This is a genomic window from Erythrobacter sp. MTPC3 (genome assembly GCF_042854385.1).
Lineage (GTDB): Bacteria > Pseudomonadota > Alphaproteobacteria > Sphingomonadales > Sphingomonadaceae > Erythrobacter.
The window spans coordinates 315,631-329,315 of record NZ_BTGP01000003.1 but is presented as its reverse complement, the minus strand read 5'-3'; the positions used below and the strand labels follow the sequence as shown (position 1 = coordinate 329,315).

Annotated in this window: 17 protein-coding genes; 8 read left to right on the top strand and 9 right to left on the bottom strand. The window is 60.4% G+C overall.

Going from position 1 to position 13,685, the window contains the following annotated elements:
- Positions 1-41 precede the first annotated feature (41 nt).
- From ACGHU1_RS06305 to ACGHU1_RS06295, 3 genes are all read right to left on the bottom strand, one after another.
- Entirely contained in the window at positions 42-533 is a 492-nt protein-coding gene (locus tag ACGHU1_RS06305; RefSeq protein WP_390584832.1) for a hypothetical protein, read from the bottom strand.
- Between the two features lie 109 nt (positions 534-642).
- Positions 643-1,641, bottom strand: coding sequence for a sulfur carrier protein ThiS (gene thiS, locus ACGHU1_RS06300; protein WP_390584694.1), 999 nt, complete (start codon positions 1,639-1,641; stop codon positions 643-645).
- A gap of 71 nt (positions 1,642-1,712) precedes the next feature.
- The gene (locus ACGHU1_RS06295) at positions 1,713-2,093 is read right to left on the bottom strand and encodes a MerC domain-containing protein (protein WP_390584692.1); all 381 of its coding nucleotides are present in this window, start codon (positions 2,091-2,093) and stop codon (positions 1,713-1,715) included.
- Positions 2,094-2,232: 139 nt separating this feature from the next.
- On the opposite strand from ACGHU1_RS06295, the gene ACGHU1_RS06290 reads away from it, so the two are divergent.
- The 5 genes from ACGHU1_RS06290 (at position 2,233) to rpsI (ending at position 5,624) form a co-directional block, all read left to right on the top strand.
- The gene (locus ACGHU1_RS06290; RefSeq protein WP_390584690.1) at positions 2,233-3,315 is read left to right on the top strand and encodes a COX15/CtaA family protein; all 1,083 of its coding nucleotides are present in this window, start codon (positions 2,233-2,235) and stop codon (positions 3,313-3,315) included.
- Positions 3,312-3,647 carry a divalent-cation tolerance protein CutA gene (gene cutA, locus ACGHU1_RS06285; protein ID WP_390584687.1) on the top strand — a complete coding sequence of 112 codons (336 nt, stop codon included), beginning with the start codon at positions 3,312-3,314 and terminating at the stop codon, positions 3,645-3,647. Before ACGHU1_RS06290 ends, cutA begins: the two co-directional genes overlap by 4 nt.
- Positions 3,648-3,689: 42 nt before the next feature.
- Complete coding sequence (locus tag ACGHU1_RS06280) at positions 3,690-4,418, top strand: hypothetical protein (protein ID WP_390584684.1); 729 nt, start codon at positions 3,690-3,692, stop codon at positions 4,416-4,418.
- Positions 4,419-4,614: 196 nt separating this feature from the next.
- Positions 4,615-5,094 carry a 50S ribosomal protein L13 gene (gene rplM, locus ACGHU1_RS06275; protein WP_390584681.1) on the top strand — a complete coding sequence of 160 codons (480 nt, stop codon included), beginning with the start codon at positions 4,615-4,617 and terminating at the stop codon, positions 5,092-5,094.
- A complete protein-coding gene (gene rpsI, locus ACGHU1_RS06270) occupies positions 5,094-5,624 on the top strand; it encodes a 30S ribosomal protein S9 (RefSeq protein ID WP_390584679.1) in 531 nt (176 codons plus the stop codon). Before rplM ends, rpsI begins: the two co-directional genes overlap by 1 nt.
- A 96-nt stretch (positions 5,625-5,720) precedes the next feature.
- Here the strand turns inward: rpsI and ACGHU1_RS06265 are convergent, their stop codons facing one another.
- From ACGHU1_RS06265 to ACGHU1_RS06255, 3 genes are all read right to left on the bottom strand, one after another.
- Positions 5,721-5,918, bottom strand: coding sequence for a hypothetical protein (locus ACGHU1_RS06265; protein WP_390584677.1), 198 nt, complete (start codon positions 5,916-5,918; stop codon positions 5,721-5,723).
- A 152-nt stretch (positions 5,919-6,070) separates the two neighbouring features.
- The gene (locus ACGHU1_RS06260) at positions 6,071-6,823 is read right to left on the bottom strand and encodes a metallophosphoesterase family protein (RefSeq protein WP_390584674.1); all 753 of its coding nucleotides are present in this window, start codon (positions 6,821-6,823) and stop codon (positions 6,071-6,073) included.
- Positions 6,824-6,875: 52 nt separating this feature from the next.
- Positions 6,876-7,148, bottom strand: a complete 273-nt coding sequence (locus ACGHU1_RS06255; RefSeq protein ID WP_390584671.1) for a hypothetical protein — start codon at positions 7,146-7,148, stop codon at positions 6,876-6,878.
- Between the two features lie 228 nt (positions 7,149-7,376).
- Between ACGHU1_RS06255 and ACGHU1_RS06250 the strand changes: the two genes are divergently transcribed.
- Positions 7,377-7,685, top strand: coding sequence for a UrcA family protein (locus ACGHU1_RS06250; RefSeq protein WP_390584669.1), 309 nt, complete (start codon positions 7,377-7,379; stop codon positions 7,683-7,685).
- Between the two features lie 140 nt (positions 7,686-7,825).
- Here ACGHU1_RS06250 and ACGHU1_RS06245 read toward each other — a convergent pair whose 3' ends face one another.
- From ACGHU1_RS06245 to fumC, 3 genes are all read right to left on the bottom strand, one after another.
- Positions 7,826-8,581, bottom strand: a complete 756-nt coding sequence (locus ACGHU1_RS06245) for a LytR/AlgR family response regulator transcription factor (protein WP_390584666.1) — start codon at positions 8,579-8,581, stop codon at positions 7,826-7,828.
- A complete protein-coding gene (locus ACGHU1_RS06240; RefSeq protein ID WP_390584664.1) occupies positions 8,574-9,824 on the bottom strand; it encodes a histidine kinase in 1,251 nt (416 codons plus the stop codon). Before ACGHU1_RS06240 ends, ACGHU1_RS06245 begins: the two co-directional genes overlap by 8 nt.
- Before the next feature lie 132 nt (positions 9,825-9,956).
- The gene (gene fumC, locus ACGHU1_RS06235) at positions 9,957-11,399 is read right to left on the bottom strand and encodes a class II fumarate hydratase (RefSeq protein WP_390584661.1); all 1,443 of its coding nucleotides are present in this window, start codon (positions 11,397-11,399) and stop codon (positions 9,957-9,959) included.
- A gap of 205 nt (positions 11,400-11,604) precedes the next feature.
- On the opposite strand from fumC, the gene ACGHU1_RS06230 reads away from it, so the two are divergent.
- Both ACGHU1_RS06230 and ACGHU1_RS06225 read left to right on the top strand, forming a co-directional pair.
- Entirely contained in the window at positions 11,605-12,207 is a 603-nt protein-coding gene (locus ACGHU1_RS06230) for a protein-L-isoaspartate O-methyltransferase (protein ID WP_390584660.1), read from the top strand.
- Entirely contained in the window at positions 12,207-13,682 is a 1,476-nt protein-coding gene (locus tag ACGHU1_RS06225) for a TolC family outer membrane protein (protein WP_390584658.1), read from the top strand. Before ACGHU1_RS06230 ends, ACGHU1_RS06225 begins: the two co-directional genes overlap by 1 nt.
- Positions 13,683-13,685 lie beyond the last annotated feature (3 nt).

Below are 13,685 nucleotides of genomic sequence, written 5' to 3'. Positions count from 1 at the left end.
GAGGCTTAAACAGCGAAGCGGATCGCGAAACTTTGTCCGATTTAAGCCGCCTCAACATCCTCGATAAATTCTGGGTAGAAGCTTGGCTGTGCGTCCGACCATGCGGGCGCGGTTGCTGCGGCTTCGCTTAGCGATTGCAGCAGCACTTTACGACGGTCCGGTCGGATTTGCGGCAGGGCGGCGGCGGCACAGAATGCCGCGGGCAGATAGGGCCGCGCTTCGGGGCCAAGCAGGCGTTCGTAGAGAAAACGAAACGCCGAAAAACACGTGAGCCGGTCTTGGCCAAGATCAAACGCGACCATGCGCACCAGCTTCCCAAGGAACGCCTCGATTTCTCCCATTGCACCGACCTGCGGCACCATGTCGCGCAGCGCCTTTAAATCTTGGTAGGCGACATATTGGCGGCGGATGGCGGTATTTTCATGCTCCGTGCGCCCCCACAGGCGAAACGCATCGCAGCGCGCCAGCCCGATATCGAGGCTGCGTTTGATATAACGCTGCTCGCATGCGGCAAAACCTGCAAATTCGCGCATTTCGCCGATGGACAGGCTGGTGGTGCTGGCAAGTGTCACTGTCGTCTCCTGTGGTCGGGAGACGTTGTGCGTCAGCGTGGTTAATTTACGGTAACCGTGTTGCCGAAATTCAGATCAGGCCCGCGAGCGGACTGGACGGATCGGCGTATCTGCGCCGCCCCATGCGCCCGGCCAGATACGCATCGCGCCCGGCCTCGACCGCCAATTTCATGGCGCGGGCCATGCGGATCGGGTCTTTCGCCTCCGCGATGGCCGTGTTCATCAGAATACCGTCGCACCCCAGCTCCATGCCGACCGCCGCATCGGAGGCCGTGCCCACGCCCGCATCGACGAGCACCGGAACGCTCGCCCCCTCAACGATGAGGCGGATCGTGACCTGATTCTGGATGCCGAGGCCCGATCCGATCGGCGCGCCCAATGGCATGATCGCAACCGCGCCAGCTTCTTCCAATTGTTTGGCGGCGATGGGATCATCGACGCAGTAAACCATCGGCAGAAAGCCTTCCTTGGCGAGGGTCTCGGTCGCTTTCAGCGTCTCGCGCATATCGGGGTAAAGCGTCCGCGCTTCGCCCAGAACTTCGAGTTTGACGAGATCCCAGCCCCCCGCCTCGCGCGCCAACCTCAGGGTGCGGATCGCATCATCTGCCGTAAAGCATCCAGCAGTGTTGGGCAGGTAAGTCGTCTTGTTGGGGTCGATAAAATCGGTCAGCATCGGGGCGTTTGGATCGCTGACATTCACCCGGCGAACCGCAACCGTGACGATTTCCGCACCGCTCGCCTCAAGCGCGGCGGCGTTCTGCTCGAAATCCTTGTATTTGCCTGTGCCGACAATCAGCCGCGATTTGAATGTCCGCCCGGCGACCGTCCATGTGTCGTCATCGGCCGCGCCGGCGCGGTGATCGCCCCCGCCCACGAAATGCACGATCTCCAGCCTATCGCCGGCGGCAAGAGCGGCCTCTTCCAGTGTTGAGCGCGGGACAATCTCTCCGTTGCGCTCAACCGCGACCTTTTGCGGGGCCAGATCAAGCTCGCGGACGAGGTCGGCGATTGTTGCGGCGGCGGTGCGGCGCGTCTCGCCATTCAGGGTGATGTTCTTGGTATCGCTCATGGAGAGGGAAATAGACCGCGCCGCGCCAAGCGCAACCGTCAGTTTGCCAGTGGGCAGGAAGCCGTGCCGATTTAAGTGCGGCGTGCGAAGGGTCGCAGATTGAGGATGTGGCCCAAGCTGACCAAGGCAACACCGATCAGCGTCAGAACTGCCTCGCCCGTGCCATGCGGCATGGCGAGCGCGCCGCCCATGAACGATAGGCCGGTCATGGCGGTCACAAACGGAGCGGCGCGGCGATGTCTAAGCGCGCCCCATCCGATCGCAACTGCGGCAACGATCAGTGCCAATGCGAGCCCGAGACGGTGAATCTCCGGCGAAAGCAGGAAATGGCCGCCCAGCCCCAGCGCCGATACAACAACAATGGTCGCCACGCAGTGCAGCGCGCACAAGCCTGCAATCGCAATGCCTGCACGGTCGAACCGGCGGCGAATCGAGGTTGAAGCGTCTTCCATGAGTAATCCGCAGATATGTAACAATATCACATTTCGCAAGAGCAAAGCGCGAAAATGACCGCTATTGCGCGCTGCGCACCCTCATTTGCGGCAAACAGACTTGCACCAGCGCCGCAGTGCGCACATTTACGCGTGCACTATGGCTAGCACCGCCCTTCCCTCAACCGCACTCAATGCTGGCAGCGTATCACGCCTTCGCCCACTGGCGATTGCGCGGTGGCTGGAGATTACGGCAGCGTTCGTGATCGTCATCGTGCTGGTCGGCGGCATAACCCGCCTTACCGAAAGCGGGCTTTCGATCACCGAATGGGAAGTAGCAACCGGAATTCTCCCGCCCCTCACCGAAGCGGCGTGGCAGGAGGAATTCGCTAAATACCGCCAGACCCCGGAATACCGGTTGGAAGCGAGCGTGGGCGGCATGACGCTGGCCGATTTCAAATTCATTTTTTTCTGGGAATGGTTTCATCGCCTCCTCGCCCGCGCTGTTGGCATGGTTTACGCGCTGCCGCTGGCGTGGTTCTGGTTGAAGGGCGCGATTCCCGCTGGGTATAAGGGCCGGCTGCTGGGCCTGCTTGCGCTTGGCGGATTGCAGGGGCTGTTCGGCTGGCTGATGGTCCAGTCCGGGCTGGTTGGCGATATGACCGATGTGAGCCATTTCAACCTGTCGCTTCACCTGCTCACGGCTCTCGCACTGCTGGCCGGACTGGTTTGGACAGCGCGCGATATGCGCCGGATTGTCAGGTCACCAGAAGCGGCGCGTGCGCGCCTTACAAAGGCTGCCGGGATTGTCGCTGCGGTGTTGTTCATCCAGTTGCTGCTCGGCGCGTGGGTTGCCGGGCTAAATGCCGGTCACGCCGCCTATGACTGGCCGCTCATGAATGGCCGTGTCGCGCCAGAGATCGATTGGTCCAGCGGGTTCCTGTGGACGCTGACCCATGATCCGTTTCTCCTGCATTTCCTGCACCGCTGGTGGGCATGGATCGCGGTTGCGGCCCTGATATGGCAGGCGCGGCGCACGCGCGGGACAGATCGGCTTGCGTCAATACTGCTGAATGCCACTTTTGGGATCATGGTCGTGCTGGGCATTGCGACCGTGCTTAGCGGGGTATCGCTGTGGATGGCGGCCATGCACCAGCTCGTCGGTGCGCTGCTGGTCGCGGCGACCGCGTGGGCCATGAACAGCGAAGGCGCCGCGCGGCAGGCTGAAACAGCTGCCGCATGACAGGGCCGGGTGCTGCGCTGGTCTGGTGCCCGTTCCCCGACCGCGAAAGCGCACGCGCCATCTCGGGCAAGCTGCTCGATCAAAAGCTGATCGCCTGCGCCAACCTGATCGGCGAGATCGAATCTATCTTCGAGTGGGAGGGGGCAAGGTCCAGCGACACGGAGATCGGCGTCCTTTTCAAGACCTCCGGGGACAGGCTTGAGGATTTGGTAAGTGTCCTTGGCAAGCTCCATCCCTATGATACGCCTGCGATTTTCGGTTGGCCGTGTGGCGGGACGCATCCTGACACACTTGAATGGCTGGGCACCCAGCTTTCAACCGGCGAAAGTTGAAAACACCGCATCGATGCGGGATACAGGGGTCGGAGGAACGGGATGGCAAGCATCGGCCGAAGGGATGCACTTTTCAAAATTGCAGGATACAGCGCGGGCATGGCCGCGTTTGGGATGGGGGGATCGCTTCGCGCTTTGCCCCCAACAGCGATACCCGCTGCCCCCATGCGCCTTTCGCGCATTTTGACGCGCGATCTGGGGGAAATGGCTTCGCTTTCGGTTGAGCGCCGGTGGACGATCCGGTTTGCCCTTCAGGGCCGGGGGATTGTGCTGACTGGCGAGCAGACCTTTGCCAAGGTTACGGCCCCGGCAAACCTCACCCCAATTGCAAGCATAGAAGAGCAGCGATCAACCGCAGATATGTGGCCCATCCTGCTTTCGCCTAGCGGGACCATCGTGGGCGCCGGCCGGTACACTCAAGAGGCCGATGTGAGGGAGGCCGTTAGAACGGCACAATCGCTGATTTCAGCCAGCACCCAAACCGCAGGGTCGGCAGCGAGCCATGCCGAGAACCTTGCGCAAATGCAGCGCGCGGCGGGCGGGTTGATCGACCAATTGCCGCCCGATTTGTTCTTCCCGCATGACGAGGCACCGCGCACGATCCGCGAAGATGTCGATCTGCCCGGCGGGCTGTCGGGCGAATTGGCGGTGTCTTACACGGCCACCAAGGCCGCGGGCGGGTGGCTGCAAAACGCGCAGCGCAGCGTTGTTACCCGTATCGGAAGCTCATCGCGCAGAGCGACAGAAACATGGGAAATGGCCGCCATTTGAACCTGCCTTGATAGGTCACGGTATTATTTTACCTCTCCCGAACACCGCCGTTTTGCTTGACTTGGCAGGGTTTTCGGCACAAATGCGCGCCATCTGAATGGATGGGTAAACAGCCTGTCCGCGATTCGCCGGGCAGGTCATCAGACATCGCCTGGCAAACTTCACAACCGATTTTGGTTTTAAGGATACACGAGCCATGAAGGCTATCAGCAAGCAGACCCGGTCGATCAAACCGGCCGAGGTCGAAAAGAACTGGCACATCATCGACGCGGACGGCCTTGTCGTCGGGCGTCTCGCTGCCATCATCGCGAACCACCTGCGCGGCAAGCACAAGCCAAGCTACACCCCGCATGTCGATTGCGGCGATCACGTGATCGTCATCAATGCCGACAAGGTAAAGTTCACCAGCAACAAGGCCACCAAAAAGGTCTATTACAAGCACACCGGCCACCCCGGCGGCATCAAGAAAACGACCCCTGCGAAAATTCTCGAAGGCCGTTTCCCTGAGCGTGTGCTTGAAAAAGCTGTCGAGCGTATGATCCCGCGCGGTCCACTGGGCCGTCAGCAGATGCGCGCGCTGCACCTCTATAATGGCACAGAGCATCCGCATGACGGGCAAAGCCCGGCAGTGCTCGACGTTGCTTCCATGAACCGTAAGAACAAGGTCTCCGCGTAATGGCTGACGAAAACAACACCGTCTCCGATCTGTCGGATCTGAAAGAAATCGCTGGTGACGCTCCGGCTGCAGATGCAGCGGATATCGCCGAAACCGTATCGCAGAACCCGCCCACGCCGCTGCGTGAGCAGGAACTGGACGCACAGGGCCGCGCCTATGCCACGGGCCGCCGTAAAGATGCGACCGCCCGTGTCTGGGTAAAGCCGGGTTCGGGTAAGATCACGGTCAACGGCAAGGATCAGGAAGTGTATTTCGCACGCCCGACCCTGCGTCTCATCATCAACCAGCCATTCGCGATCACAGAGCGTGAAGGCCAGTATGATGTCGTCGCAACTGTAAAAGGCGGCGGTCTTTCGGGACAGGCCGGCGCGGTAAAGCACGGCATCAGCCAGGCTCTTACCAAGTATGAGCCGGAACTGCGCGCTACGGTCAAATCGGCCGGGTTCCTTACCCGCGACAGCCGTGTTGTCGAACGTAAGAAATACGGCCGCGCGAAAGCCCGTCGTAGCTTCCAGTTCTCGAAGCGTTAATTCGCCTCTTATCTGGACGTCCAATTATAAAAAGGGCGGCATCCCCAGCGGGTGCCGCCCTTTTTGCATGTTATCTGCTGTCTCGTTCGAAACGCCTTAGCGTTGCAGCGCGAGCAGGCCCCACGACAGCCCCGTTCCCGAAAGGAACAAGGGCCACGACCAGAATACACGCTGGTCACCCACCGCCATCGCGTGAATGGCGAGCGCGCCGCCGCTCGATCCTTGTGATCCTATGACCACGGCGACCACTCCGGTGAGGACAGCGCCCAGAACAACTGCTTTCAAAAAATCCATTGCCAACGCCCCCTTCGAACCAGAGCTAAACCCCTCGCCCGGACCTGCCGAGCAAGGACGTGTCGATATGCCGAACCAATCCTTAACGGCATTCCCCTAACAAAGGTTAAAGCCGTGTTTGGGGGTTTGCGAAGACCTGTGACCGGCAGCAATCAGGCCGGAACCGTGCCCGCCTGGCGCAGCTCGGTCGCAATGACGCCCCCCGCCTCGCAGGTTAGAACCCGATACGAAGGCGGCGCACCTTTGCGCAGGCGGGTGGAAAGTGTTCCGGTCCCGATCATCCGAACACTGCGCCCGCCCGCAGAGCGGACCTCGTCAAACGGGACATGGACATGACCGGTCAACACAGCATGCGCGCCGGCTTTGGCGATGGCCTCAAACGCGGCGGCGCCGCCGATGGTGGGGTTTGCGCTGCCATCGTCCGGGCCAAGCAGCGGGTGATGCGCGGTGACGATGATCGTACGTGGATCGCCCTCAAAAGCTAAGAGATGCGCGATCGTTTCGGCCAGTGCGTCGTCCAGAACGACTCCGTCGGACCACGGGAACCGTCTTTGCGCGCGCACCGTCGTCTTTAGCGGCACCAACACGATATCGTCGGAGAAAAGCGTCCCGCCCACCTGCTGTTTAAGCTGGCGGTATCGCCGATACGGGTCGGTGAAACGCTCCCACAGATTGTAATAGGGCATATCGTGATTGCCCGGATCCAGCAGAACAGGGACATCGAACTGCGAAAACCACTCGGCGGCATCGGCATATTGCTGACGGGTGGCGCGCTGGGTCAGATCACCGGTGCACACCAGCGCATCGGGACGTTCTTGCGCAATGGCGCGCTCTACCATGGAAAGGGCATGGCGGTCCTCGACACCGAAATGGACGTCACTGATGTGAAACAGGCGTGTGGTCATGCCGCACTCCAAAGCGTGAAGACGACGCCGATGCAACCGCCAATCGCCGCGATCATACCCGCCCCGACAACATCAGCCATGCAGAAACCGCGTTGAGCGCGGTGTAGATGACGTATCCCCACAGTAATCCCGGCCAGCCATTTGCGACCATGATCATCGCCGCCACCAGAATGCCAAACTCTACCACCAGCGTCAGCTTGCCCCCCATGAAGCGGGTCAGCGGAGCAAACTGGCTCATCATCGGATGATCGCTTTCCAGCACAGCCTTGTGCAGGGCGAAATTTCCGATGCCGAGGACGAACAGAGCAAGGACAGTGATAGGCATTGTGTCAGTATGGCGTAATCGCCCGTCGGGTCCAAATATCGGTTTGTCGGCCATCGTGCGGCGCCGGTCCGGGACCGTCTGCCTCGGTCGAGGCACAGACGCGGTTTGGTCGAGCAACACGTGATCTGCCGCCCAGCCTGCCGTATTTCTCACTCCAGCAGGCCGATTGGCTACCCCCGGTTCGGACCCCCGCCCGAACATCCAGCGGCCTGATGGAGGAGAATTTTAATGAAGAATCTCGCACTTTCGGCCGCCGTTCTGGGCCTCGCCGTGACAGCTGCCCCCGCCTTTGCCGGTGAGACCGTGCATCAGACCAAAACTGTCAGCACCGCCGGTATCGACCTGGCCACTCCCGAAGGTCAAAAGCTGCTCGATCAGCGGATCGAACGCGTAGCGCGTCAGGTTTGCGGCATGAGCGAGCACCGGACCGGAACACGGCTCCAATCAATTCGCGCTCGCGAATGTCTGACGAAAGCCCGCGCCAGCGCGAAACAGCAGGTCGCCAGCCTGACGTCAGACGCCCAGCGCGGCAGCTGACCTTTACGATCCCCTGCTCAGCATGTGGTTGTCAAAACCCTGCGGAGTAGAAGGCGCGGCTCGAACTCCCAATCAGTCCCGGGGGTTTGGGCCGCATCTTTTTATTACGGTTATGTGCGCAAAGCGGTGCGGGCGGGCGATCAGCGGCCCGCCATCGACTTGACCTTTGACAGATATGTCCGGCCAATGCGAAGCGCCTCTCCATTCTGGAGTTCTGCTGACCAGACACCAAGCCCGTCGTGCCTCAAGCCGCGAATATTGTCGCGCCGCAGAATTGTAGAGCGGTGAATGCGGATGAACTGATCGGGATCCAGACGCGCCTCAAGCCCGGCAATCGTTTGCAGCAAAAGATACGAATGCGGCGCCTCGGACGTGCCGACATGCAGGCGAACATAATCGCGCTCCGCATCGATCTGGTGCACTTCGCTAACCGCGATGCGCAGCAATTCGGAGCGATGCGGCACCCACAGCTCCTCCAGCCATTTGCTCCCGATTTCCTTGCGTTCGCCGCGCCGGGCGACGGCGCGCTCAATTGCGCGGGCAAGTCGGTCGCCTGAAACAGGCTTCAATACGTAATCAATCGCCTCCAGGTCGAAAGCCTCCACCGCGAAATGATCGTGCGCAGTGACGAAAATCACCGCCGGGGGTTCATCGCTCTCCGCCAGTTTCCGCGCGACGCCCAGCCCATCAAGTTCCGGCATGGTCATGTCGAGCAGGATCAAATCGGGGTCCAGTTTTTCCGCCAGTCGCAGGGCCGCCGCCCCGTCGCTAGCCGTGCCGACCACGTTGATGTCGGACAATTCGGCGCAGATCACCTGTATCCGTTCAACCGCAAGCGGTTCGTCATCCACGATCAGGGTGCGCAGCGCGCTTTTGGTGTCGGTTTTGTCAGCCATGGCGTGTCAGCGGTATCCGTATTTCGGTCTTGTAACCCTGTGATAGCGGCATCGAGGTGAAACCGATATCGGGTCCAAATCGAGCCTCAAGGCGGTCTCTTACATTGGCAAGGCCGATGCCAAAGCCATGCGGTGCCCCTTCGGGAACGCCGGGGCCGTCATCGGCTACGGAAACGACGAGGCGGTCGAATTCTTCTCGCGCCGTCACGCTGATGGTCACTTTGCGAGACACCGCGGACACGGCGTATTTTACCGAGTTTTCAACCAGCGGTTGCAGGATCATCCCCGGAACCCGCGCATCGGCGAGGTCGGCAGGCAGATCGAAATCGCAGTGCAGACGCTCGGGAAAACGCACCGCTTCGATATCGAGATACAGTTTTTGCAGATCGAATTCGTCTTTCAGCGGCACATCACTGGTCGGTTCATCGGCCAGACTGTGCCTGTAAAACCGGCTGATGGTCTGGATCATCCGCTCGGCCCGGTCCGCCTTTCCCGTCATAACGAGGGCGGACAGTGAATTGAGCGTGTTGAACAGGAAATGCGGGTTCACCTGATACCGCAGCGATCGCAGCTCTGCCGCTTTCGCCGCTGATCGGAATTCCTGTTCCCTGCGTTCCGCCACGCGCGCCTGCGCAATCGCCAGCAGCGCGATATACAGCGCCGCCCATGTCAGCAGGATATAATAGCGGCTAAGCCATTCTCCGATGATCGGATACCACGTGGCGGCCTGATCCTTGGCCACCTCCAGCACCAAAGTCACTGTCGGCGGGTTGTCAGGATCGAAATCGCCTTCGTTCTTGACCTGCCATTCCTGCGGAGCTGAGATTTCGGCGAGCAGATTGCCGGATTCATCCCGGCGCACCGCAAAACCGCGCTCTTCGGCAAAGCGTTGCTGCAACTGGTCATTAAGCGGCGCAAACAGCGTCTGGTTCACTTTTGCTATGGCAAGCGCGCAGGGCAGTGCCGCGATCATTGCAACCACGAACATCACCCAGCGTTTGCGCGCCTCGAACAGCCGGATGATCAGCCACAAGACCAGCGTAATCAGCACGGCAAAAGCGCACACAATGCTGCGGCGCCAGAACAGTTCGAACTGGATATCGACGCCCAGAAACGATCCGCGCGCGGAAATCAGCACGAAATACACCGCCCAAAGGCCGACGATGGATAGCAGGACCCTGCTGAACGGGACGCTGGCTTGCGATGGGCGCGATGACGCCTCGAGAGGACGAGTTGTTACCATTATTGCCCACCTTGGTAGCGGGCGCGCCTCACGAACGCTACCAAAGTGCAGACGGATTGTCGGACACGGTCATGCCTTGGTCGAAAGCGTGCGGAGGATCCGTCGCGGACAGGGCGCACCGCCGCGCAGGGTCTAATCGCGCGGCTTGATCATCTCTGACGGCACAATCCACTGCGCAAACTGCTCTTCTGTCAGCAGCCCCAGCTCCACGCCCGCTTCTTTCAGCGTAGTGCCATCAGCATGGGCCTTTTTCGCGATTTTTGCAGCATTGTCATACCCGATATGCGGGTTGAGAGCGGTGACGAGCATCAGGCTTTCGTTCATCAGCTTGTCTATACGGTCTGTGTTGGCCTCAATCCCGGTCACGCAGTTATCGGTAAAGCTGCGCGCTGCATCGCTGAGCAAACGGATCGATTGCAGGACATTGTAGATAATCACCGGTTTGAAGACGTTCAGCTCCAGGTGCCCGTGCGAACCGGCCACGCTGACAGCTGTGTTATTGCCCATCACTTGCGCGCAAACCATGGTCAGCGCCTCACACTGGGTGGGGTTGACCTTGCCCGGCATAATCGATGATCCCGGCTCATTCGCAGGGAGCGCAATCTCGCCCAAGCCGCTGCGCGGACCAGACCCTAACAGGCGGATATCATTGGCGATTTTCATTGCCGAAACAGCGACTGAATTGAGCGCGCCGGAAAGCTCGACCAAGGCATCGTGCGCGGCGAGCGCTTCGAATTTGTTGGGCGCGGTGACGAAATCATGGCCGGTCATGTCGGCAACATTGGCGCCAAATTTCTCTGCAAAGCCGGCCTTGGAATTGATGCCGGTGCCAACCGCTGTTCCGCCCTGCGCCAGCTCCAATACACGCGGCAGCGCATTTTCAACGCGCGCAATGCCGTATTCGATCTGCTTGGCGTAACCTGAAAATTCCTGACCCAGCGTCAGCGGCGTCGCGTCCTGCAAATGGGTCCGGCCGATCTTGACGATATCGGCAAATGCCTTTGCCTTGGTATCGAGCCCGCTGTGAAGGTGTTTGAGCGCGGGGATCAGCTGCTCGATCGCCTCGCTCGCTGCGGCGATGTGCATTGCGGTGGGGAACGTGTCGTTTGAACTTTGCCCCATATTACAATGGTCATTGGGGTGGACGGGCTCTTTTCCGCCAAGCGTGCCGGTCAGAATTTCATTCGCGCGGCTGGCGATCACTTCGTTCGCGTTCATGTTTGACTGGGTGCCCGAACCGGTCTGCCACACGCTAAGCGGGAACTGGCTGGCGAGCGCACCTTCGATCACTTCGCTGGCAGCGGTGATGATGGCGTTGCCGATTTTCTCGTCCATCACGCCCAGGGCCATGTTCGCCCGCGCGGCGGCCTGTTTCTGGATACCGAGCGCCTTGATCAGAGGCTCAGGCATCGTTTCTGTGCCGATGGCGAAATTGGCCAGACTGCGCTGCGTTTGCGCGCCCCAATGTGCATCGACCGGCACGGCAACTTCGCCCAGCGAGTCGGTTTCGATCCGAACATCGCCCACTGCGCCAAAGATTGATCCGTCGTTATGCTGGCTTTGAATGTCGCTCATCGAAGTGTTCCCTATTTCGGTCGATCAGGATGCCGCGATAGATCATGGGCACCCTAGGCCCGGCTCCATAAGCATCGCCCACCCCGCACGTCAAAGGGAATGCACCGGTCGATTTAGCGCCAAACCCCTTGGCCAATCGGGCCGCTATGGCTAGGAAGGGTTGACGTGCTGTATTGCCTGAATAATACAGCTTTACGGAGTTGATATGACGACCATGACTGCACAGCCAGATTCCGCTGCTGCCCGTAAGGCGATGATCGATAGCCAGCTGCGAACCAGCGGCATCAATGAAGAGTTTGTGCTTTCCCGCATGATTACGGTGCCGCGGGAAAATTTCCTTCCCGAAGACAAGCTCGCGCTCGCTTATATTGATCGGGCCGTGCTGCTGGACGGCGGCGGGCATTTGGCTTCGCCTTTGTTCTACGGAAAGCTTTTGATCGAGGCCGACCCGCGCGATACCGACGACGTGCTAATCGTCGAGGGCGGAACCGGGTATCTGGCGCAGCTGGTGCGCCCACTGGTCAAATCCATCGAAACCGTCAGCGCGGCCGATGCGGCTGCGGGCAAGCTATCCTCTGGCAGGACATTCTCTTTGGTCATGGTGGACGGCGCGATTGAGCAATTGCCCGGCGCGCTGGCAGGCAGCATTGCCGAAGACGGACGGATCGTAACTGGCTATGTGCTGCGGCAGGTCACCCGGCTTGCTTCGGGGCGCAAGGTGGCCAGACAGGTCGCGCTCCAACCGGTCGAAGACCTCGGCATTCCGATCCTTGCCGATTTCAACAAACCGAAAAGCTGGAAATTCTGATGAACCGCCCTGCCCGCCTGCGCGCTGCGCTTTGCCTTGCAGCGAGCGCCAGTGCGGCGGCAATCGGATCGCCCGTACAGGCTGACACGCTGCGTGAGGCGCTGTCACAGACCTATAACACCAATCCCACCCTGCAGGCCGCCCGCGCGGACCAGCGCGCTACCGATGAAGGCGTCCCGATTGCGAGAGCACCGGGCCTGCCATCGGCCGATTTGACCGCGACGCATATCGAATTTATCCGCCAGTCGGCCAATTCATTCACTGCGCCTGATCGCAATCTGGGCGTCAACGCGGCCTTGCTGGTGCCGGTCTATTCCGGCGGAGCGGTTAAAAACAACATCAAGGCGGCGAAAGAGCGCGTTGCCGCTGGACAGGCCAGCCTGCGCAACACCGAAAGCGCCGTTTTTGCGCAAGTCGTTGCCGCCTATATGGACGTGCTGCGCACAGAGGCGCTGTCCGCTCTTTCCGAGAATCAGGTCCAGGTTCTTACGATCAATCTCGAAGCGACCAGCGACCGGTTTGAAATCGGCGATCTTACGCGGACAGACGTGGCGCAATCACAATCGCGGTTGGCCAGCGCGCAGGGCGATCTTCGGCTGGCGCAGGCCAATTTGATCTCCGCGCGCGAAACCTATCTGCAACTGGTGGGCAGCGCGCCGGATGACTTGCAGGCACCCCCGCCTCTTCCCGGACTGCCGGATACAGTGGGCGAGGCGATAGTCACATCGCTTGAAAACAACCCCAATCTGATCGCAGCGAAAGAATTGGCGCAGGCGGCAGGTTATGACACCGAAGTTGCAGGAGCAGGGCGGCTGCCCACTGTGGGCGTGTTCGCAAATGGCGATTACAGCGATTTCTTCGGCACACTGGGCGGCCCGGTTGCGCAAGATTTTGAGCAACGCGAGACAACTGCCAATGTCGGCATTCGCGTGTCGATACCTTTGTTTCAGGGTGGTCTGACCGCTGCACGCCAGCGCCAGGCCGGTGCGCGCGAAACCTCTGCGCTGGAAGATGTTATCGCGATTGAACGGCAAATCATCGCAGAAACGCGCGCGACCTACGCAAACTGGCAGGCAGCCCTCGCGGTCATCGAAAGTTCTGAGACCGCTGTCGACGCCGCTGAATTGAGCCTAGAAGGCGTGCGGGCCGAAAATTCAATCGGCAATCGCCAGATCCTCGATGTGCTGAATGCCGAGCAGGAATTGCTGTCCACACGGGCGCAATTGGTCACGGCGCGGCGCAATGCCTATGTCGCGGGTTTCAATCTGCTGGCCCTTTCGGGACGGGCAGAGGCACGCGATCTCAACCTCGACACCGGCGGCGTGCTTTACGATCCGCAGGTTAACTATGACCGGGTTCGCGGCAAGTTCTGGGACTGGGACCGCGATCCCGAACCCGCGCCGAATTCCACCAGAACCGTTGACATTCCCGCCGCTGACGCAACAATCGGGCCGCAACTGGAACCGGGCGAGTAACGC

Coding starts and splice junctions, on each gene's coding strand:
- ACGHU1_RS06280 (WP_390584684.1), top strand. CDS start 3,690: ATGGCAAGCATCGGCCGAAGGGATGCACTTTTCAAAATTGCAGGATAC.
- ACGHU1_RS06260 (WP_390584674.1), bottom strand. CDS start 6,823: ATGACCACACGCCTGTTTCACATCAGTGACGTCCATTTCGGTGTCGAG.
- ACGHU1_RS06240 (WP_390584664.1), bottom strand. CDS start 9,824: ATGGTAACAACTCGTCCTCTCGAGGCGTCATCGCGCCCATCGCAAGCC.
- cutA (WP_390584687.1), top strand. CDS start 3,312: ATGACAGGGCCGGGTGCTGCGCTGGTCTGGTGCCCGTTCCCCGACCGC.
- ACGHU1_RS06295 (WP_390584692.1), bottom strand. CDS start 2,093: ATGGAAGACGCTTCAACCTCGATTCGCCGCCGGTTCGACCGTGCAGGC.
- fumC (WP_390584661.1), bottom strand. CDS start 11,399: ATGAGCGACATTCAAAGCCAGCATAACGACGGATCAATCTTTGGCGCA.
- ACGHU1_RS06290 (WP_390584690.1), top strand. CDS start 2,233: ATGGCTAGCACCGCCCTTCCCTCAACCGCACTCAATGCTGGCAGCGTA.
- ACGHU1_RS06255 (WP_390584671.1), bottom strand. CDS start 7,148: ATGCCTATCACTGTCCTTGCTCTGTTCGTCCTCGGCATCGGAAATTTC.
- rpsI (WP_390584679.1), top strand. CDS start 5,094: ATGGCTGACGAAAACAACACCGTCTCCGATCTGTCGGATCTGAAAGAA.
- rplM (WP_390584681.1), top strand. CDS start 4,615: ATGAAGGCTATCAGCAAGCAGACCCGGTCGATCAAACCGGCCGAGGTC.
- ACGHU1_RS06245 (WP_390584666.1), bottom strand. CDS start 8,581: ATGGCTGACAAAACCGACACCAAAAGCGCGCTGCGCACCCTGATCGTG.
- ACGHU1_RS06305 (WP_390584832.1), bottom strand. CDS start 533: ATGCGCGAATTTGCAGGTTTTGCCGCATGCGAGCAGCGTTATATCAAA.
- ACGHU1_RS06225 (WP_390584658.1), top strand. CDS start 12,207: ATGAACCGCCCTGCCCGCCTGCGCGCTGCGCTTTGCCTTGCAGCGAGC.
- thiS (WP_390584694.1), bottom strand. CDS start 1,641: ATGAGCGATACCAAGAACATCACCCTGAATGGCGAGACGCGCCGCACC.
- ACGHU1_RS06250 (WP_390584669.1), top strand. CDS start 7,377: ATGAAGAATCTCGCACTTTCGGCCGCCGTTCTGGGCCTCGCCGTGACA.
- ACGHU1_RS06265 (WP_390584677.1), bottom strand. CDS start 5,918: ATGGATTTTTTGAAAGCAGTTGTTCTGGGCGCTGTCCTCACCGGAGTG.
- ACGHU1_RS06230 (WP_390584660.1), top strand. CDS start 11,605: ATGACGACCATGACTGCACAGCCAGATTCCGCTGCTGCCCGTAAGGCG.